Origin of the sequence: Pseudomonas sp. B21-023 (assembly GCF_024749165.1) — a bacterium.
Classification (GTDB): Bacteria; Pseudomonadota; Gammaproteobacteria; order Pseudomonadales; family Pseudomonadaceae; genus Aquipseudomonas.
Window position 1 is genome coordinate 3259746 of sequence record NZ_CP087190.1, and the last position, 19583, is coordinate 3279328.

At 65.0% G+C, this 19583-nt stretch carries 12 protein-coding genes and 1 pseudogene; 7 read left to right on the plus strand and 6 right to left on the minus strand.

The genetic code is table 11. The annotated features are described in order from the left end of the window. The first annotated feature begins 110 nt into the window (after positions 1 to 110). The 4 genes from metH to LOY42_RS14615 all read left to right on the plus strand — a co-directional run bounded on the left by metH (position 111) and on the right by LOY42_RS14615 (position 6874). A complete protein-coding gene (metH, locus tag LOY42_RS14600; protein ID WP_111532389.1) occupies positions 111 to 3818 on the plus strand; it encodes a methionine synthase in 3708 nt (1235 codons plus the stop codon). A 145-nt stretch (positions 3819 to 3963) separates the two neighbouring features. Then, positions 3964 to 5076 carry a saccharopine dehydrogenase family protein gene (locus LOY42_RS14605; protein WP_258598055.1) on the plus strand — a complete coding sequence of 371 codons (1113 nt, stop codon included), beginning with the start codon at positions 3964 to 3966 and terminating at the stop codon, positions 5074 to 5076. Between the two features lies 1 nt (position 5077). After that, complete coding sequence (locus LOY42_RS14610) at positions 5078 to 5557, plus strand: DUF2269 domain-containing protein (protein ID WP_139670886.1); 480 nt, start codon at positions 5078 to 5080, stop codon at positions 5555 to 5557. 162 nt (positions 5558 to 5719) lie between these two features. Beyond that, the gene (locus tag LOY42_RS14615) at positions 5720 to 6874 is read left to right on the plus strand and encodes a cysteine desulfurase family protein (protein ID WP_258598057.1); all 1155 of its coding nucleotides are present in this window, start codon (positions 5720 to 5722) and stop codon (positions 6872 to 6874) included. 161 nt (positions 6875 to 7035) lie between these two features. On the opposite strand, the pseudogene LOY42_RS14620 reads toward LOY42_RS14615, so the two are convergent. Further along, positions 7036 to 7628 (minus strand): annotated as a pseudogene (locus LOY42_RS14620) (TonB-dependent receptor); the annotation flags it as partial. A 279-nt stretch (positions 7629 to 7907) separates the two neighbouring features. On the opposite strand from LOY42_RS14620, the gene LOY42_RS14625 reads away from it, so the two are divergent. Then, on the plus strand, positions 7908 to 8762 hold the full coding sequence (locus LOY42_RS14625) for a CAP domain-containing protein (protein WP_139670883.1): 855 nt from the start codon (positions 7908 to 7910) through the stop codon (positions 8760 to 8762). Positions 8763 to 8809: 47 nt separating this feature from the next. Here the strand turns inward: LOY42_RS14625 and LOY42_RS14630 are convergent, their stop codons facing one another. Next, positions 8810 to 9811, minus strand: a complete 1002-nt coding sequence (locus LOY42_RS14630; RefSeq protein ID WP_139670881.1) for a GlxA family transcriptional regulator — start codon at positions 9809 to 9811, stop codon at positions 8810 to 8812. 98 nt (positions 9812 to 9909) lie between these two features. On the opposite strand from LOY42_RS14630, the gene LOY42_RS14635 reads away from it, so the two are divergent. Further along, positions 9910 to 10521, plus strand: coding sequence for a LysE family translocator (locus LOY42_RS14635; RefSeq protein WP_139670879.1), 612 nt, complete (start codon positions 9910 to 9912; stop codon positions 10519 to 10521). 119 nt (positions 10522 to 10640) lie between these two features. On the opposite strand, the gene LOY42_RS14640 is transcribed toward LOY42_RS14635, so the two are convergent. From LOY42_RS14640 to LOY42_RS14650, 3 genes are all read right to left on the minus strand, one after another. After that, entirely contained in the window at positions 10641 to 15497 is a 4857-nt protein-coding gene (locus LOY42_RS14640; protein ID WP_258598060.1) for an RHS repeat domain-containing protein, read from the minus strand. A 108-nt stretch (positions 15498 to 15605) separates the two neighbouring features. Continuing rightward, positions 15606 to 16805, minus strand: a complete 1200-nt coding sequence (locus LOY42_RS14645; RefSeq protein WP_139670875.1) for an MFS transporter — start codon at positions 16803 to 16805, stop codon at positions 15606 to 15608. Positions 16806 to 16912: 107 nt separating this feature from the next. Further along, positions 16913 to 17812 (minus strand): LysR family transcriptional regulator, encoded by a 900-nt coding sequence (locus tag LOY42_RS14650; RefSeq protein ID WP_258598063.1) that lies wholly within the window; start codon positions 17810 to 17812, stop codon positions 16913 to 16915. A gap of 76 nt (positions 17813 to 17888) precedes the next feature. Here LOY42_RS14650 and LOY42_RS14655 point away from each other — a divergent pair, with 76 nt between their 5' ends. Next, a complete protein-coding gene (locus LOY42_RS14655) occupies positions 17889 to 18218 on the plus strand; it encodes a cupin domain-containing protein (RefSeq protein ID WP_139670871.1) in 330 nt (109 codons plus the stop codon). Here the strand turns inward: LOY42_RS14655 and LOY42_RS14660 are convergent. Further along, entirely contained in the window at positions 18209 to 19576 is a 1368-nt protein-coding gene (locus LOY42_RS14660) for an MATE family efflux transporter (protein ID WP_177486029.1), read from the minus strand. The genes LOY42_RS14655 and LOY42_RS14660 overlap by 10 nt on opposite strands. Between the last annotated feature and the right edge of the window lie 7 nt (positions 19577 to 19583).

Below are 19583 nucleotides of genomic sequence, written 5' to 3' on the forward strand. Positions count from 1 at the left end.
GGCGTCGCGCTAACATGAGGGAAATTCATGCGAATGGGCGATACGCCTAAAATCCGTGCAGCTTTGTTATTATTCGGCACCTTCTGTTATTTGCCCGACCAGGTAGTCCTATGTCCGACCGCAGCGCTCGTTTACAAGCACTCCAGAACGCACTCAAAGAGCGCATCCTGATCCTCGACGGCGGCATGGGTACTATGATCCAGAGTTACCGCCTCGAGGAACACGACTATCGTGGCACGCGCTTTGCCGATTGGCCAAGCGATGTCAAAGGCAACAACGATCTTTTGCTGCTCAGCCGCCCCGATGTGATCGCCGCGATCGAGAAAGCCTACCTGGACGCCGGCGCCGATATTCTCGAGACCAACACCTTCAACGCCACGCAGATTTCCCAGGCCGACTACGGCATGGAGGCACTGGTCTACGAGCTCAACGTCGAAGGCGCGCGCATCGCTCGCCAGGTGGCCGACGCCAAGACCCTGGAGACCCCGGACAAGCCGCGCTTCGTCGCCGGCGTGCTCGGCCCGACCAGCCGCACCTGCTCGATCTCCCCCGACGTCAACGATCCCGGCTACCGCAACGTCACCTTCGACGAACTGGTGGAAAACTACATCGAGGCCACCCGTGGCCTGATCGAGGGCGGCGCCGACCTGATCCTGATCGAGACCATCTTCGACACCCTCAACGCCAAGGCGGCGATCTTCGCCGTGCAGCAGGTGTTCGAGGACGACGGCATCGAACTGCCGATCATGATCTCCGGCACCATCACCGACGCCTCCGGCCGCACCCTGTCGGGCCAGACCACCGAGGCGTTCTGGAACTCGGTACGCCACGCCAACCCGATTTCCGTGGGCCTGAACTGCGCCCTCGGCGCCAAGGACCTGCGCCCGTACCTCGAAGAGCTGTCGACCAAGGCCGGCACCCACGTCTCCGCCCACCCCAACGCCGGCCTGCCCAACGCCTTCGGCGAGTACGACGAGACCCCGGCCGAGATGGCCGCGGTGGTCGAGGAGTTCGCCGCCAGCGGCTTCCTCAACATCATCGGCGGCTGCTGCGGCACCACCCCGCCGCACATCCAGGCCATCGCCGAGGCCGTGGCCAAGTACAAACCACGGGCGATCCCGGACATCCCCAAGGCCTGCCGCCTGTCGGGCCTCGAGCCGTTCACCATCGATCGCCAGTCGCTGTTCGTCAACGTCGGCGAGCGCACCAACATCACCGGCTCCGCCAAGTTCGCCCGGCTGATCCGCGAGGAAAACTACACCGAGGCACTGGAAGTCGCCCTGCAGCAGGTCGAGGCCGGCGCCCAGGTGATCGACATCAACATGGACGAAGGGATGCTCGACTCCCAGGCCGCCATGGTCCGCTTCCTCAACCTGATCGCCGGCGAGCCGGACATCTCCCGGGTGCCGATCATGATCGACTCCTCCAAGTGGGAGGTGATCGAGGCGGGCCTGAAGTGCATCCAGGGCAAGGGCATCGTCAACTCGATCTCGATGAAGGAAGGCGTCGAGCAGTTCAAGCACCACGCCCGCCTGTGCAAACGCTACGGCGCCGCCGTGGTGGTGATGGCCTTCGACGAGGTCGGCCAGGCCGACACCGCCGCGCGCAAGCGCGAGATCTGCCAGCGCAGCTATGACATCCTGGTCAACGAAGTCGGCTTCCCGCCGGAAGACATCATCTTCGACCCGAACATCTTCGCCGTCGCCACCGGCATCGAGGAGCACAACAACTACGCCGTCGACTTCATCGAGGCCTGCGCCTACATCCGCGACCACCTGCCGTATGCCCTGAGCTCGGGCGGCGTGTCCAACGTGTCGTTCTCGTTCCGCGGCAACAACCCGGTGCGCGAGGCGATCCACTCGGTGTTCCTCTACCACGCGATCAAGAACGGCCTGACCATGGGTATCGTCAACGCCGGCCAGCTGGAGATCTACGACGAGATCCCCGCCGCCCTGCGCGAAAAGGTCGAGGACGTGGTGCTTAACCGCACCCCGCACGGCACCGACGCCCTGCTGGCCATCGCCGATGACTACAAGGGCGGCGGCGCCACCAAGGAAGTCGAGAACGAAGAATGGCGCTCGATGCCGGTCGACAAGCGCCTCGAGCATGCGCTGGTCAAGGGCATCACCGCCTACATCGTCGAAGATACCGAAGAGTGCCGCCAGCAGTCGGCGCGCCCCATCGAAGTCATCGAAGGCCCGCTGATGAGCGGCATGAACGTGGTCGGCGACCTGTTCGGCGCCGGCAAGATGTTCCTGCCCCAGGTGGTCAAGTCGGCCCGCGTCATGAAGCAGGCCGTGGCCCACCTGATCCCGTTCATCGAGGCCGAGAAAGGCGACAAGCCCGAAGCCAAGGGCAAGATCCTCATGGCCACGGTCAAGGGTGACGTGCACGACATCGGCAAGAACATCGTCGGCGTGGTGCTCGGTTGCAACGGCTACGACATCGTCGACATGGGCGTGATGGTCCCGGCCGAGAAGATCCTGCAGACCGCCCGCGAGCAGAAGTGCGACATCATCGGCCTGTCCGGGCTGATCACCCCGTCGCTGGACGAGATGGTCCATGTCGCCCGCGAGATGCAGCGCCAGGACTTCCACCTGCCGCTGATGATCGGCGGCGCGACCACCTCCAAGGCGCACACGGCGGTGAAGATCGAACCCAAGTACTCCAACGATGCGGTGATCTACGTTACCGACGCCTCGCGCGCGGTGGGCGTGGCCACCCAGCTGCTGTCCAAGGAACTCAAGAGCGGTTTCGTCGAGAAGACCCGCCAGGAATACGTCGAGGTGCGTGAGCGCACCGCCAACCGCAGCGCCCGCACCGAGCGCCTGAGCTACGCCCAGGCTATCGCCGCCAAGCCGCAGTACGACTGGGCCGCCTACCAGGCCGCAGTGCCCGCCTTCACCGGCGTCAAGGTGCTGGAGAACATCGACCTGCGCACCCTGGCCGAGTACATCGACTGGACGCCGTTCTTCATCTCCTGGGACCTGGCCGGCAAGTTCCCGCGCATCCTCACCGACGAAGTGGTCGGCGAGGCCGCCACCGCGCTGTACAAGGACGCCCGCGAGATGCTCGACAAGCTGATCGACGAGCAACTGATCAGCGCCCGCGCGGTGTTCGGCTTCTGGCCGGCCAACCAGGTGGCCGATGACGATATCGAGGTGTACGGCGACGCCGGCGAGACCCTGGCCACCCTGCACCACCTGCGCCAGCAGACCATCAAGCCCGACGGCAAGCCGAACTGGTCGCTGGCCGACTTCGTCGCGCCCAAGGCCAGCGGCGTGACCGACTATGTCGGCGGTTTCATCACCACCGCCGGCATCGGCGCCGAGGAAGTGGCCAAGGCCTATCAGGACAAGGGCGACGACTACAGCTCGATCATGGTCAAGGCCCTGGCCGACCGCCTGGCCGAGGCCTGCGCCGAGTGGCTGCACGAACAGGTGCGCAAGGAGCACTGGGGCTATGCCAAGGACGAGCACCTGGACAACGAGGCGCTGATCAAGGAGCAGTACAGCGGCATCCGCCCGGCGCCTGGCTACCCGGCCTGTCCGGACCACACCGAGAAGGAAACCCTGTTCCGCCTGCTCGACGGCACCGCGATCGGCGAGACCGGCCCCAGCGGCGTGTTCCTCACCGAGCACTTCGCCATGTTCCCGGCGGCGGCGGTCAGCGGCTGGTACTTCGCCCACCCGCAGGCGCAATACTTCGCCGTGGGCAAGGTCGACAAGGACCAGATCGAGCAGTACAGCGCACGTAAGGGCCAGGACATTGCCGTGAGCGAGCGCTGGCTGGCGCCGAACCTCGGCTACGACGCCTGACCACACCGGGGCTGCTTTGCAGCCCATCGCCGGCAAGCCGGCTCCCACAGGGTGACGACTGCACAGCACCTGTGGGAGCCGGCTTGCCGGCGATGGGCCGCAGGGCGGCCCCGCGTTCCCCCGACACATGCACAAGGACCCCAGCATGTCTCCCCGAATCCTGGTGATCGGCGCCTACGGCAACTTCGGCCGTATCATCTGCCGCCACCTGAACCAGATGCCCGCCGTGCAACTGGTGATCGCCGGCCGCAATGCCGACAGCCTCTCGCAACTGGCCGCACGGTTGAACGGCAGCGAAGGCTGGTGCGGCGACGCCATGGCCCCAGGCTTCGCCCAAGCCCTACGCGACCTGCGCATCGACTGGGTGATCCACACCGGCGGCCCCTTCCAGGGCCAGCCCTACCGCGTGGCCGAAGCCTGCATCGAAGCCGGCAGCCACTATTGCGACCTGTCCGACTGCCGGCTGTTCGTCAATGGTATCGCCCAACTGAACGAACGTGCCCGCGAGGCCCAGGTCACCCTGCTCAGTGGCTGCAGTTCGGTGCCGAGCCTGTCGTCGGCGATTCTCGACGAGCAGCGCCATCACTTCGGCCGCATCGACCGCATCGAGCACGGCATTTCGTCGTCGGCGAAGATGCCCGGCTTGTCCACCATCGAAGGCGTGCTGGCCTATGCCGGCCGGCCGATCCGCCAGTGGCGCGACGGCCGCCCGTGCAGCGTCGACGGTTGGCTCGGCCTGCAGCTGCGCCATCTGCCGGGCCTGGGCTGGCGCCTGCTGCACAACGTCGACGTGCCGGACATGGACATCTTCGCCCAACGCTATGGCGCCCGTGACCTGGCATTCAAGGCCGGCTCCGGGCTGATGCTCGGCGGCCTGGCCAACGCGACACTGGCGCGGCTGGTCAAGCTGGGCCTGGTGCGTGACCCGCTACCTTGGGCGCGACGCCTGCATCGGCTGGGCAGCCGCTTCGAACGCTGGGGCGATGGCAAGAGCGCGATGTACCTGGATGTCCGCGGGCTGGACCCGCAAGGGCAGCCACTGCGCCTGCAGGCCCAGGTCAGCGCCAGCGACGACAAGGGCCCGGAGATTCCCAGCTGCGCGGCGGTGGCGCTGATCGCCAGGGTCGTCGCAGGCTACCAGCCTGAACCGGGCGCCCGCCCCTGCGTCGGCGAGATCAGCGTCGAACAGTACCTGGCGGCCATCGGCGAGCCGGACAAGGTGCGCTACAGCGTCGGCTTGCAGCGCAGGCGCGCCTGAGATGAGCTACCTGCTGCTCAAGTACCTGCACATCATCGCCGCGGTATTTCTCTTCGGCTTCGGCATGGGCTCGTACCTGTACCTGATTGCCGCCAATCGCAGCGGCGATCCGCGGGTGATCGCCGCTGTGGCGCGGATGGTGGTGCGCTTCGACGCCTGGATCACCACGCCGGCGGGCGTACTGCAACTGCTGACCGGCTACGCCATGGTCAGCATGGGCGGCATGCCGTGGTCCGCCGACTGGCTACGCGCCGCGCTGCTGATCTTCTTCGCGGTCGGCGCCTTGTGGCTGCCGGTGTTGCTGTTGCAAAAACGCCTGCACACCCTTGCCGTCCAGGCGGTCGACAGCGGCGCGGCCCTGGGCCAGGCCTACCAGCGGCTGTATCGCCCATGGCTGTGGATGGGGGTGGTGGGGTTTGCCGGGATGTTCCTGATCGTGCTGGTGATGGTTACCAAACAGGCGCCATGGCAGTGGCTTTGATACGCCAAGAAAATATTTCTACATCCAAGCAAAAAGCGAGTAGAAGTTTTTCCTGAAAGCCCCACAAGCTGGAAAAATTGGAAAACATTCATATCACCATTTCCCTAGCATGAGTCCATGGATGCCGACAGGCGGCGTCCACGCACGGACCCGCCCTTGATCATGCCCAGCACCCTGCTCTACTTCGATTACGCCGCCACCACGCCGGTCGATGACCAAGTCATCGCCGCCATGCTCACCTGCCTGGGCCGTGAGTCGAACTTCGGCAACCCCGCCTCCAGCGGCCATTCCCACGGCCAGGCGGCCCGCGAAGCCGTCGAACATTCCCGCTATCAGGTGGCCGTGCAGGTCGGCGCGCAGCCCGACGAGCTGGTCTGGACCTCCGGCGCCACCGAATCGAACAACCTCGCGCTCAAGGGCATCGCCCAGGGCTTCGCGCAGCCGGGGCATGTGATCACCAGCCAGCTTGAGCACAAGGCCATCCTAGACACCGCTGCCGAACTGGAGCGCCTGGGCTGGGCGGTGACCCGCCTGGCCCCGGATGCCCGAGGGTTGATCCAGCCCCAAGCGGTCCAGGCCGCGCTGCGCCCGGACACCCGCCTGGTATCGCTGATGGCGGTGAACAACGAACTGGGCACGGTGACCGACTTTGCCGCTATCGGGGCAATCGTCCGCGAACACGGTGCGCTTTTGCACGTGGACGCGGCGCAGGCAGTGGGCAAGGTTCGGATCGACCTGGCGCAGCAGGCGGTCGACCTGATGTCGTTCTCGGCACACAAGGTCTATGGTCCCAAGGGCATCGGTGCCCTCTACGTCGGCCCTCGCGCCCGCCCGGCGATGCGTGCGCAGATGCACGGCGGCGGCCATGAGCGCGGCCTGCGCTCTGGCACCCTGGCCACCCACCAGATCGTCGGCATGGGCAGCGCTTTCGCCCTGGCCGGCCAGCCCGGCGCGGCAGAGTACCAGCGCCTGGAGCAACTCGCCCGGCGCTTGCGCGACGGCCTGCTGGCAATGCCCGGGGTCACGCTCAACGGCTGTGCGGTGCAGCGCATTCCCCACACCCTCAACCTGTGCATCGACGCCAAGGGCTTCAACAGCCTGGCCCTGGCGGGCGAGCTGGCGCTGTCGAGCACTTCGGCGTGCAACTCGGCGAGCAATGCGGCGTCCCACGTGCTGCTGGCCCTCGGCCTCGACGAGCGCCAGGCGCGCAACAGCGTGCGCCTGAGCGTCGGGCGCTACACCAGCGAAGCGGACGTGGACACGGCGCTGGCGGTGTTTGGCCGGGTGATCGGCGCGGCGGCAGTAGCGCTCTGGTAGGGCAGCACTTTCGCAGGCGGGAACGGCGCCGCTGACGCGCCGCATCGCCGGCAAGCTGGCTCCCACAGGGATGGCGCCTGGCTTGAGGCCGGTGCGGTCGGGGTGGGAGCCGGCTTGCCGGCGATGAGGCCCGCACAGCCAACACACGTACCGTTTAGACCTCAGAAATCAATGCTCCCCGAGAACTTCACCAGCCGCGGGTCGCCCTGGGTCAAATACCCCCCATTGGCCGACGCCCAATAGTTCTTGTCGGTCAGGTTCTCCACGTTGACCCGCAGGGTCACCGCCTTTTCCTGCACCTTGAAGCGATAGCGCGCGCCAACGTCGAAACGGTTCCAGGTCGGCAGGCTCAGGGTGTTGGCCGGGTTGGCGTACTGCCCGCCGGTGCGCAGCATGCGCGCATTGAGCGCCACGCCCTCCAGCCCCGGCACATCCCAATCGACACTGGCATTGAGCTGGAAGGTCGGCACGCCTACCGCGTGGTTGCCATCGGCCGTGCCGCCCTGGGTGTTTTTCAGCTCGGTGTCCATGCGCGTGCCACCGGCCATCAACCGCAGCCCCGGCAGCGGCTCGCCGAACACACTGAGCTCAAGCCCCTTGTTGACCTGCTCGCCATCCTGGACGAACACATTGCCGTCGACGAAGCCATCGGTGGGCCGCTCGATGCGGAACACCGCCAGGTTGGCGCCGAAGGTCTGGTAATCGAGCTTGCCCCCGCCTCCACCTGTTTGGTCTTGGCCGGCGGGAACAATTGATACGGGCAGGCACGTGTCATGGAGGGCTCCCGGGAAGGGTCAGGGCCGTCCTGGCGGATGAGAAACTTGAAGTGACTGAATAGTGTTTCTAGCCGATAGTGCGAATTATTACCAAAAAACCGCACTTTTTTGCCGACCAGCGGTCTACCCCCTCTTTTGCCGACTGCAATCGATTGCAAGGCTTGGTTTTCATACCGCACAGGGCCGGGCCAAAAGCCTTGCGCTTGTGTAGGATGGGCAGCGCAGATCCAGACGCTGCCAGTTACAGGGAGATCCACATGCGCGTCCCATCCGTTGCCTGCCTCGGCCTGATGCTGGGCCTGCTTGCCGCCCCCGGCAGCCAGGCGTATGCCGGCGAAGAAGCGCAACTGATCGATACGATCAACGTCTACCGCAGTCAGGCCCAGCGCTGCGGCGGCGAGGCTTCGCTGGAGCTGCCGCCGCTCAACAGCGACACCCGCCTGGCGCTGTCGCCGGAGGGCACCCGCGACCTGCAGCAGGCCATGACCCGCGCCGCCTACCCGATGGTCAACGTGCAGGCCATCAGCCTGTCCGGCCCACGGGATGCCAAGGCGGCGATGAAAGCCATCGAGGAGAGCTTCTGCCAGGTGGTGCTCGACCCGCAGTTCGTCGATATCGGGGTCAGCCAGGAGGGTCGCGACTGGCGCATCGTCCTGGCCCGCCCGCTGCTCAGCGGGCGCCTGGGCGACTGGCAGGCCGAAGGGCAGAAGCTGTTGCAGGAAATCAACGCCGCGCGCAACCTGCCGCGCCAGTGCGGCGGCCAGCCCTACCCCGCCGCCCCGGCGCTGGCCTGGAGCGCGACCCTGGCCGGCGTCGCCGCCAACCACACCCGGGCCATGGCCAACCAGAACTTCTTCGACCATATCGACCGCGATGGCCGCACGCCGGGCGACCGCGCGGAACTGGCCGGCTACCTGTATCGGCAGATCGGCGAGAACATCGCCGCCGGGCGCGATACCGCGCGCAAGGTGGTCGACGGCTGGCTGGCCAGCCCTGGGCACTGCGCCACGCTGATGAACGCGGACTTCCGTGAACTGGGGGCGGCGTATGCGGTGGACCCGAAGAGTGACGCGGGGATCTACTGGACGGGGTTATTCGGTACGCCGCAGTAACCCCACATCGCGGGGCAAGCCCGCCCCCACGCCCCGCACGCCGCGGGTCAGACGCTGGCAGCGGGCTTGCCCCGCGATGAGTCCGGCTCGGACCTGCGCAGCGCCAGCGCCGTACAACCGAAGCGCCGCCGCACCCACTTGCCCAGGTAACTGGCATCGCCCATGCCCACTTCATCGGCGATCTGCGCCAGGCTGTGGCTGGAGTTGAGCAACCGCCAGCGCGCCTGCTGCAGGCGCAGCTCCTGCCACCAGGCCTTGGCGCTCATGCCATGGCAGGCCTGGAACTGGCGGTCGAGCTGGCGCCGGCTGATCCCCAGCTCCGCCGCCAGCGCCTCCACCGGCAGCCGCGCCGCCAGGTGATGGCGCATCAGCGCCGTGGCCCGTTGCACCTGGCGCCCCTCCCCGGCGCCGGCCTCCAGCGAGCGCAAGGCGTGGCGGCTGTCGCGGCTTTCATCCACCAGCATGTCGGCCAGGCCCTTGAGCGCTCGGGCGCGGCCGCTGGCGCGGGCGATCAGCTCCACCGCCAGGTCGATGGCCGCCGTGCCGCCGGCGCAGGTGATACGGCTGCCGTCGAAGCAATACAACTGCCCGGTCAGCAGCCGCACACGGGGAAACGCCACGCGAAACTCGGCCTCATGACGCCAGTGCACCACCACCTGATGACCGTCCAGCAGGCCACAGGCCGCCAGCAGGAAGGCCGCGTTGTCGACGCAGACCAGCCTCACCCCCGCCATGGCCGCCTGTTTCAGCAAGGCCCGGTAGCGTGGCGCCAATGCCGCCGTGGCGCTGGCATTGCGCCCGCCGAACAGCACCAGATGGTCGTAGGCACTCCAGTCGACCTGCGCGGACGTCGCCTCCACTTGCACCATGGCCCCACTGCTGGACGGCACAGGCGCCAGGTCCAGGCCGATCACGGTCCAGCGGCAGTAGCGCTGGCGGCTGTAGTCCTCGTCGTCGGCGGAAAAGCGCAGCTTGTCGAGGAAGGCGCCGAAGGGCAGCAAGGCGAATTCCGGCAGCGGCAGGATCAGCAGACGCAGGTCGGGTGTCATGGCAATGTCCGGATATGACCATCAGTTGTCCGAATACTACCCTGCATTGCTACCACCCTGCCCTACACTGGCGCCCTCACCACCGACAAGGCAAACCCATGGCACTCGACACCTGGCTCATCTACCTGCTCGCCAGCATCGGCCTGTCCCTTACTCCAGGCCCCAACAGCCTGCTGGCCCTGACCCATGGCGCGCTGTACGGCGCCCGGCGCACGCTGTTCACCATCGGCGGCGGAGTGTTCGGTTTCAGCGCCCTGATCGCCCTGACCATGTTCGGCCTGAGTGCCCTGCTGCAGGCCTCGGCCTCGGTGCTGACGGTGCTCAAGTGGGTGGGCGGGGCCTACCTGGTCTGGCTGGGGATCCAGCTGTGGCGCACCCCGGCGCTGCATCTCGAGTTGCCCCGCGGCAGTACCGCGCTGAGCAATGCCGGGCTGTTCCGCCAGGGCTGCCTGTCGGCGCTGGCCAACCCCAAGGTGCTGTTGTTCTATGGCGCGTTCCTGCCGCAATTCATCGACCCGCAGCGCGGCCTGCTGCTGCAGTTCGTGGTGATGGCGGCGACCTTCGCCAGTGTCGAGTGCCTGGTGGAGTACCTGCTGGCGCGCCTGGCATTTCGCATCCGGCCATGGCTGGCCAAGGGTGGCCGGGGGTTCAACCGTGCCTGTGGCGGCCTGTTTGCGCTGATCGGCGTGGCCCTGCCGTTGGGGCGCTGAACGTATCTGCAGGTGCGGGCTTGCCCGCGATGGCATTCGATCAGCCCAAGGCTGATACGTGATCAAACGCTATCGCGGGCAACCCTGCTCCCAGCTACGCCTGGGGAGCGGCAAGGTCATTATTTTCTAAACAAAGCCCCAAAATCCCCCCAAGGCAAGGCGGTAAAGTTGTTCTTCCACGAATTGGTCGTTTGGATCACGCCATCCTCATACGCTTCGGTAAGCCCCAGCACGCCGGTCACGCCATACATAACCGTATTGACCTCTCCAACGCCCAGCGCCTTGAAGGCCAGCCGCAATGGAGTGTCTTCCTTGACAATGGCCCGCAAAGCCCCCGTGTAATCGTTCCTCATGTTCGGCCGAAAGCGGTCCAACTCCCCGATGCGCAATTCACCCAAGGACTCTTTGACAATGTTGCGTAACGCGCCAGGCACCGGTTTGACCACAGTCTTCGGCAGCCGACCAGGCCCTTGCCGGAGGCTGCGCAAGGCACCGGCACCTTTCTGTATCAGGTGCCGGGCAGCCTGCCTGCCCGAACGCCCCAATTGCACCATGAGCACGGTGATTTTCCTGCCCATTTGCGCCAGCCCACCTGCGATGCCCGCGCCCAACGACACCCAACCCAGGATCCGCGACGCCTCTGGGTCGCTCTCGGCCACGATCGCCCCGGCAATCGCCGTAGCCGCCGATACCACCGCCAGCGTCACCAGCGCCGCGGTCACCATTAGTGACACGCCACCGGTCATCACCGCCGAGAGCACCGTGATCCCACCGAAAATGATCGCGGAGATCAGCGCACCGTGCTTGCCCAAGCTCATCGGTGCCGGTTCGCAGTCCGTATAGTCCCAGTACTGGCGTCGCCGTTTCCATTGCCCGCTCGGGTCGCTGTGATTCACCGGGTCGCCGTCGCAGTAGCCATAGGCGTTCGGCCCGCCCTGGCCGAATGGGCTGGCACCATCCTGGGCCTGGAACTGCATGAGCTGCGGCGCGTACCAACGATAGCCACTGCCCAAAGGATACTGGTCGCCCTCGGCCTCGCGGTACTCACCGTTATAGCCGTGCAGGGCACCCTGCTCGTCCGAGCTGTGCGCGCCATAGGCGCTGTAAGCGTGGTGTACCGGCTTGCGCGACACCACATCGAAACTGAGCAACACGCTGCCATCGTCATCGCACAGGTTGAACAGGGTGCGCTCGCTGGTGCCGGCCTTGTTCTTCTGTACCTGGCAAGCACTGCTGCCCGGCAGCACGATACGCTGGTCCTTGTGCTCGCCCACCGGGTATTCGCCGCGCACACGGTAGCCTTCGTGGATCAACTGGTGCGGCGTGGCACCCTCTTTGTCGGCACTGCTGGCCAAGCGGTTCAGCGGGTCGTAGGTGTAGTGCCGCGAGCCGGACTGCACCAGCCGCCCCAGCCAGTCGTAGGCGTAGGTCTTGCCGGCTGCGTCCTTGATCACGCGGCCGGCCGCGTCGTACACGATCGTCACGGCGGGCTTGTAGTCGGCATGGCTATGCTCGACCTTCTGCAGCCGATAGCCCTTGGCGCTGTCGTAGGTATAGGTGGAAGTACAGCTCTGCTTGTCAAAGGTGCTGATGCAGGTTTTCACGTTGCCCAGATTGTCATAGGTGAACGCCTGCATGCTGATCGCCGTGCCCTTGGGCGTCTTCGGCTGCCAGACACCGGTCGAACTGCAGGTTTCCACGGCACCGCCCACGGTATAGCTGTAAGCGTGCGAGCCCAGCGTTTTCTTGGCCTGCTCGTCGTACAGTTCGATGGATTTCAGCCGCCCTTCGCCACTGTACTCGCGCTTGATGCTCAGGTCGAAGGCCTTGTCCAGGGTGAACCTGCGCTGTGTTTCCTGGCCACCGGTGTCGTAGGCATAGGTCACCGTGACCTTGTCGCCACCCAGGGTGATCGTGTCGTTTTCCAGGCGACCACGCTCGTCATAGGTGTGCTGCGTCGTGTGCAGCGTCGTGGTGTCGCCATTGACGACCACCTTGTCGCGCTGCCCTTTGCCGTTGTAGCTGAACACGCTCTTGTTACCGGCCGCGTCGGTTTCAGACAGCAGACGCCCCCCTTCGGAAACGCTGCGGCTCACGGTGGTACTGGCCTTGGCGCTCAGCTTGGCCTGCTGCTTGGTCCATTGATTGCGTTGATGATCGAAGGTGATCACCTGCCCGCCCTCGCTCGCCGTGGCTTGGCTGCTACTGCCATGGGCATAGGTGAACGTCTGTTTGCCCAGCTGCTTGTCATCGGCGCTTTTGCCGCTAACGCTCTTGACCTCGTTGCCCAGCTCGGGGAAATACTCGAACGCCAGCGTGACACCGTCGGCCCCCGTGCGTGATTCCGGCACGCTGTTCATGCCTGCGTACTTGTAGGTTTCGCTGATATCGCCGCGGCTCAACCGCGTCACCCGACCCAAGCTGTCGAACGCGCGCTCGCCCAGTGCCTGGCCATCCAGGCTGATCTTGGTGGGCTCGGTCATCAGCCAGTTGGCGGGGTATTCATAGCTGTAGGCATAGGTGGTTTTTTCTTTGGCATCGGCGCTGGCACGCTCATCATGGGCCTGCTTGAGCAGGCGCCCCGCAGCGTCATAGGTATAGGTAGTGCACCGCCAACTGCCTGCGCCTTCGATCGTACGGGTGTGTACCTGCGCGGCATGGGTGTAGGTCAGCGTCTCTAGCTGGCACTCTTCGCCCTGGGCATCCGTCCAGACGATGTTGGCCACGGTGTCGTCATCATTGTAGGTGGTGACCTTGCGCTGCTTGTCCGTCGCCCTGCCGCTCCACTCGGTGCGGGTATGCGCCACCGGGTCATACTGGTTGAATACGTGCTGGCCGGTGCTGTAGGTCTGCTGGCACTCCTGGTTCCAATTATCGTACTTCAGCTCGCACCACTCGCTGACCTGGGTGCCGTCAGCCAGGTAGTCGTAGCGGGTGGTCTTGCTCTTGCGGCCACGGTTGTCATAGTCGACTTTCAGCGTCTGGCGCCAAGGCTTGTTGGCGTCCGCGCGCACGTATTCAGCGATAAGGTTGCCCAGGCCATCGTCTTCGGTAGCCCGTTGCGTGCCATCCGGCTCGATGATCTCCAAACGTCCGGCACTGGGGTAGCTATAGGTGGTCACTTGCTGGTAAGTGTCACTTTGGGCGCAGCGGGTAAGGGTCTTCAGGCGGCCATGTTCGTCATAGGTATAGGTGGTCTGGTTGTCGTGCACATCCGTCTGCGTGATCAGGCGGCCACTGAGAATGCTGGTTGTTTCACTCCCCTCGTTACTCGTTTCGGCACACCGCTCAAGCTCGTCTACCCAAACTTCAAAATCTTTGCTGCTGATAAGGACCCACCGACCATCAGCATCTTTATAATGATGAGATATTTGCTCGAGCCTATTTTGCTTATCGTACCTTCTGAGCTCGCGCACTTTCGCCACTTGACCATCAGAAAAGCTCATTACAGCAACGGTTGACGACCAAATTTGACTAGTTTTATGTTCATATAGCCTTTCAAACTTAAAATTAAACTTTCCCCACGCAAAGTTTATAGGGTCCGGGGTGACACCCATGAACTCAACCTTAATTCCCCCATGAATAATATCATCAAACGAATCATAAGGACCTGTATGATAATCGTTTTTGACTTCTACATCGGAGCTCTCGAGCTCGACCCCCTTCTTGCGAAAAACAGCTTTGAGGTGTGAAAAATCATTTTCCACTTGAAAATGGTGCATAGCACCAGGAGTAATCTTCTTTACTAAGCGACCTGAATAAAAATAGCTTTCATCGTTTATTATTCGACACCCTCCACTCGTAGTCGAATACGAAACCTTGGTTACTGCCTTAAAACTATTGGGGCCTGCCTGATTTGAATACTCCTTCGTTATCTCACATGCGCCCTCACTGGTCGTCTCCTTTACTCGCTCATGGGTTTTATCGTAGCGATACACTGTCTTGCACGCCCCGCCTCCCTGAGTGGTAGTGGTTGAATACTGGCCATCACTGTCGTTGTCCCGCTGATAAGCATAGGCCGTCACAATAGGTTGGCTCATCCCACCTCGGGGAGTAAGAGTGTGCTGGCTGACACAGGGCAACGCCGACAGTTTGGGGTTATCTTTGAACGTCAGCCCGTTGTCCTTGTAGGCCACCGCCTCCTTCACTCCTTCGAATGTCGTGAGTTCCTTGAGCAGGCGACCACATTGGGCATGGTCGTGATATTTGAATTCACAAGCACTGCCATCGGGGGCGTCGACCCGGGTCAAGGCATAGTCCGCCAGGCTCAGTGTGAAGCTCACATGCTCGCTGGCCTCATCCGGCCAATACGCCAGCGTGACCTTGGTATCGGTATAGGTAAGCTTGACCAACATACGGCTATCGGCCGAGATCTGCGCAAGGCGAATGTAACTGGCTTCAAGTGCCGTCTTTTCCACACCTCGAAGCAATGCGGCATATTTTTTCTTTACCGACGGTTCAAGAGTTTGTTGCTGCCACGTCAGATTTACATCGCCAGTGTGAGAGCCTATGCTCGTGGGCATCCATACCTTGCTGCTTCCCACTTGCTCTAGCCACTCGCGCCGATCATCTGGGTACCTCACTCTGACACGCGTACCCTTGAGGTCCCACATCACCGCTACACCATTCTTCTCGAGATTCTCAAGGTCCTTGCCTTTCTCAACCCTCAGCACCTCCCCCGAATGCAGCGTCAATTGCTGCTGTTCTTCCCGATAACAGGTAAAGGCAAACGACCAGCCATCCCCCAGTCCGGCATGGTTGTTGACCAAGGGTGAATAGAACAGGCTCATGTCCACCACAGGCCCTTCACCGTCGCCGCCCACAATCGAGGGCAAGGGCACGTAGGCTTCGAACAACCCCGTGCGCGGGTCCACGGCATTGCGCTTCTGCGTGGTGGCATTGAAAATCGGGTGGTTCTGATGATCACATGGATCCATCCCGAATGGATGATGGACAACGCTGTTGGTGCTGCTCATGGTTAGCCTCCGTGCCCTGCGTGATGGGTGTCGCCACAGCGTGCTACGGCAGGGAGGCCAGGGCTACTGGCAAAATTATCAGGTCGGGATGGCTTGAAGTGGTCGCCCTCAGGCCCGCTGCGCCCTCACCACGAACAGCATCAGTGCCACGGCCGGCAACACAGCCCCCAACAGCGCCACCCCATGCCAGCCGAACTGCGCATACACCCCGCTGGCCAGCGCCGAGCCCACGGCGCCGCCGAGGAAGATGCTGGTCATGTACAGGGCATTCAAGCGGCCACGGCTGGCCGGATCCAGCGCGTACACCTCGCGCTGGCCGATGACCAGGTTCATCTGCACGGCAAAATCCAGCAGCACCCCGGTCAGCCCCAGGCCCATCACGCTCATGCCCGCGGTACTCAGGCCGCCGAGCAACGCCAGCGGCGCCAGGCTCAGCGCCAGCAACGAAGCGCGCCGTCCATGTCCGGCATCAGCCAACCGCCCGGCCAACGGCGCCGCCACCGCGCCCACCGCCCCGACCAGGGCAAACAGCGCGATCTGGCTCTGCGACAGGCCATGTTCAGCGGCCAGCGCCAGCGGCACCGCCGTCCAGTACAGGCTGAACGCCGCGAACATCAGCGCCTGGTACAACGCCCGCTGGCGCAACACCGGATAACGGCGCAACAGCACCCGCAACGAGGCCATCAGCTCGGCATAGCTCGCCTTGTGCTCGGGGACTCGGCGCGGCAGGGTCGACGCCAGCAGCAGGATGATCGCCAGCATCAACCCGGCGGCACCGACGAACACCGCACGCCAGCCGAAATGATCCGCCACCAGGCTTGCCAGTGGACGCGCCAGGAGGATCCCCAGCAGCAACCCACCCATGATGTTGCCGACCACCCTGCCACGCTCGCGCTCCGGCGCCAGATGCGCCGCCAGCGGTATCAGCATCTGCACCGCCACCGAACTGAAGCCGATCAGCAACGCGTACAGCAGGAACACCTCGCCCTGCCCATGGCCGCTGGTGCCAGCCAGCAACAGGCTGCCGGCGGCCAGCACCGCCGTGGCGACCATCAGCCGGCGGTTCTCCAGCAGGTCGGCCAGCGGCACCAGAAACAACAGGCCCAGGGCGTAGCCGATCTGGGTCAGGGACACGATCAGGCCGGCCTGCTCGGTGGACAGGCCAACGTCCGGGGCGATCAGGCCGACGATGGGTTGGGCATAGTAGATGTTGGCGACGATGGCGCCGCAGCAGAACGCCAGCAGCATCACCAGGGCGCGACTCAGGCCTGGGGCCGCTGGCTGGGCGACGGCGAGGGAGGGATTCATTCGAGGGTACCTCGGCTTGCGAAAGGATGTGCGCGAAGGGTGACGGACATTCGCCCCGGGGAGAATCCATCGCCTGCGCAACAGGCCTTTGCGCGACACGCAACGCCTTAGCCTGCCAGCAGCCCCTCACAGAAGGCGACGAACGCCATCACCCGTCGCGAACCACGGTGATTGGGCAGGTACAGGGCGTTGATGCTGGCGCTGGCATTGCCCGGATTCACCGTCCAGTCGGCGAACAGCCGTTGCAGGCGCCCGGCCTCGACATCCTCGCGCACCAGCCAGTCGGCCAGCAACGCCACCCCACTGCCAGCAATCGCCGCCTCGCGCAACAGGTCGGCATTGGCGCTGCGCAGCGGGCCGCTGATATCCAGTTCCAGGCATTGCTCGCCCTGGCTCAGGCGCCAGGGCCGCGCCGACTGGCCGTAACGAAAACGCAGGCAGGCGTGATCGGCCAGTTGTCGCGGTTCGCCGAGCGGCGGGTGCTGACGCAGGTACGCGGGACTTGCCACCAGCCAACGCTCGAAGCGGCCCAGCGGCCGGCACACCAGTTCATCGCCGGGCGCCGGTTCGCCCAGGCGGATGGCCAAGTCGTAGCGCCCGTCGAGCAGGTCGTCGAAACGGTCGCTGAGGTCGATGTCCAGCTCCAGGGCCGGGTGACGGGCGAGAAACGCCCCCAGGTGCGGGGCAATCACCCGCCGGCCGAACTCCACCGGCAGACACAGGCGCAGCACCCCCACCGGCTCCTCGCCACGGTCGGCGACGCTGGCGTCGGCTTCGGCCAGCGCCTCGAGGATCTCGCGGGCGCGCTGGTAGTAGCTGGTGCCGGCCTCGGTCAGGCTGACCTGGCGGGTGGAGCGGTTGAGCAGGCTGGCCCCGAGCGCCTGTTCGAGGGCATCGACCTGGCGGGTCACCGAAGACGTCGCCACCCCTAGCCTGCGCGCGGCGGCGGAAAAACCCCCGGTCTCGGCGGTGGCCATGAACACCTTGATCGCCAGCAGCTTGTCCATCGTGGTTTTCCGTGGGGCAAAAGCCGAAACCTTCCTACAATTGCCCCTCTGCAATCAACCACCCGCGAGCCGTCCCATGCCAGACAACCTGTTCACCGCCCTGCCACCGCTGGCCCCCGAGGCCGATGAGCAATTCACCGAACTGCTGCGGCGGCCGGGCTTGCGCATCGAACGCATCGTCTCCAGCGGCCAGGCCAGCCCTGAGGGGTTCTGGTACGACCAGGCCGAGGGCGAATGGGTGGTCGTGCTCAGCGGCAGCGCCGGGCTGCGCCTGGAGCACGAGACGCACACCCGCGTGCTGCGCGCAGGCGACCACCTGGACATCCCGCCCCGCTGCCGCCACCGCGTGGAGTGGACCGAGCCCGGCGTGGCCACGGTGTGGCTGGCGGTTTTCTATCAGGGCTGAACCAGCGCCGCGGTGAGCGGCCTTGCCTGCAGCCGATAGAAACGCCACGGCAGCAGCACCGCCGACACCGCCAGACCACAGGCGAAGCCCACCCACACACCCACCGGGCCCAGCGCGGAATGGAAGGCCAGCCAGTAGCTCATCGGCAGCGCCAGCAACCAGTAGCTGACCAAGGTCACCCCCACCGGCCAGCGGTAGTCCTGCAGGCCACGCAAGGCGCCCAGCGCGGTGGATTGCAGGCCGTCGGCCACCTGCATCGCCGCGACCACCACGAACATCGGCACGGCGATGGCGATGACCTGCGGGTCGTCGCTCATGGCTTCGGCGATGCGCCGCCCGAACAGCGCCAGCAGCACGGTGGCCACCAGCATCCAGGCGGTGACGCTGGCGAAGGTGGCGCTGCCGATGGCGCGGATGCGCGCCGTCTCGCCGCGGCCCTGGGCCTGGCTGATGCGAATGCTCACCGCCGCGGCCATGCCCAGCGGCAGCATGTACAGCAGCGCGCCGATCGACTGCACCACCTGGTTGGCGGCCAACGCGGCATTGCCCAGCCAGCCAAGCATCCATGCCGCGATCACCACCGCGCCGGCCTCGGCCAGGTAGCCCAGCCCCAGTGGCCAGCCCTCGCCAAGCAGCGTGCGCCAGGACAAGTGCGGCCCCTGTGGCGCCTGGCGATAGCGCGCCAACGACGGCGCCATCCGCCAATAGGCCAGGGCCAGCACCACCGCCAGCGACTCGGCGATCACCCCGGCGATGCCCGCACCCAGCAACCCCAGCGCCGGCAAGCCGAAATGCCCATGGATCAGGCCATAGCTCAGCGGCAGGTTGAACAGCACCGCGCTCATCACCAGCAGCACGGCCACCCAAGGCCGGCCGATGGCCTCCAGCACGTCCTTGAACACCACCGCCAGGCAGTACGGAATCAGAAACACGGCCATGGCCTGCCAGTACGGCGTCAACAGGGCCACGTCCGGCAGCGGCACGCCCAGCCATTGCACCAGCGGCAGCGTGGCCAGCATGGCCAGGCAGCCGAGGATGCCGACCAGCAGCCCATAGCCGAGGCCGCCACGCAGCGTGCGCGCCACCTCGCCCGGATCATCGGCGCCGAAGGCGTGGCCGACGCGCACGCTGAGGGTGGCGAGCATGCCGTACAGCCCGGCATGGAAAATCAGCCCGGCACTGCTGGTCAGCGCGACACAGGCCAGCACCAGTGTGCCCAGCGAAGCCAGCAGCACGGTGTCGGTCAGGCTGATCAGCTCGGCCGCCGACAGGCCCAGCACCAGCGGCAGTGCCAGGCGCAGCAGGCCCGGCAGCTCGCCCAGCCAGGCAGTGGGTTTACGCGAAACGAGGCCAGACACGGTGACA

Coding starts and splice junctions, on each gene's coding strand:
- LOY42_RS14615 (WP_258598057.1), top strand. CDS start 5,720: ATGCCCAGCACCCTGCTCTACTTCGATTACGCCGCCACCACGCCGGTC.
- LOY42_RS14610 (WP_139670886.1), top strand. CDS start 5,078: ATGAGCTACCTGCTGCTCAAGTACCTGCACATCATCGCCGCGGTATTT.
- LOY42_RS14650 (WP_258598063.1), bottom strand. CDS start 17,812: ATGGACAAGCTGCTGGCGATCAAGGTGTTCATGGCCACCGCCGAGACC.
- LOY42_RS14640 (WP_258598060.1), bottom strand. CDS start 15,497: ATGAGCAGCACCAACAGCGTTGTCCATCATCCATTCGGGATGGATCCA.
- LOY42_RS14655 (WP_139670871.1), top strand. CDS start 17,889: ATGCCAGACAACCTGTTCACCGCCCTGCCACCGCTGGCCCCCGAGGCC.
- metH (WP_111532389.1), top strand. CDS start 111: ATGTCCGACCGCAGCGCTCGTTTACAAGCACTCCAGAACGCACTCAAA.
- LOY42_RS14605 (WP_258598055.1), top strand. CDS start 3,964: ATGTCTCCCCGAATCCTGGTGATCGGCGCCTACGGCAACTTCGGCCGT.
- LOY42_RS14635 (WP_139670879.1), top strand. CDS start 9,910: ATGGCACTCGACACCTGGCTCATCTACCTGCTCGCCAGCATCGGCCTG.
- LOY42_RS14625 (WP_139670883.1), top strand. CDS start 7,908: ATGCGCGTCCCATCCGTTGCCTGCCTCGGCCTGATGCTGGGCCTGCTT.
- LOY42_RS14630 (WP_139670881.1), bottom strand. CDS start 9,811: ATGACACCCGACCTGCGTCTGCTGATCCTGCCGCTGCCGGAATTCGCC.
- LOY42_RS14645 (WP_139670875.1), bottom strand. CDS start 16,805: ATGAATCCCTCCCTCGCCGTCGCCCAGCCAGCGGCCCCAGGCCTGAGT.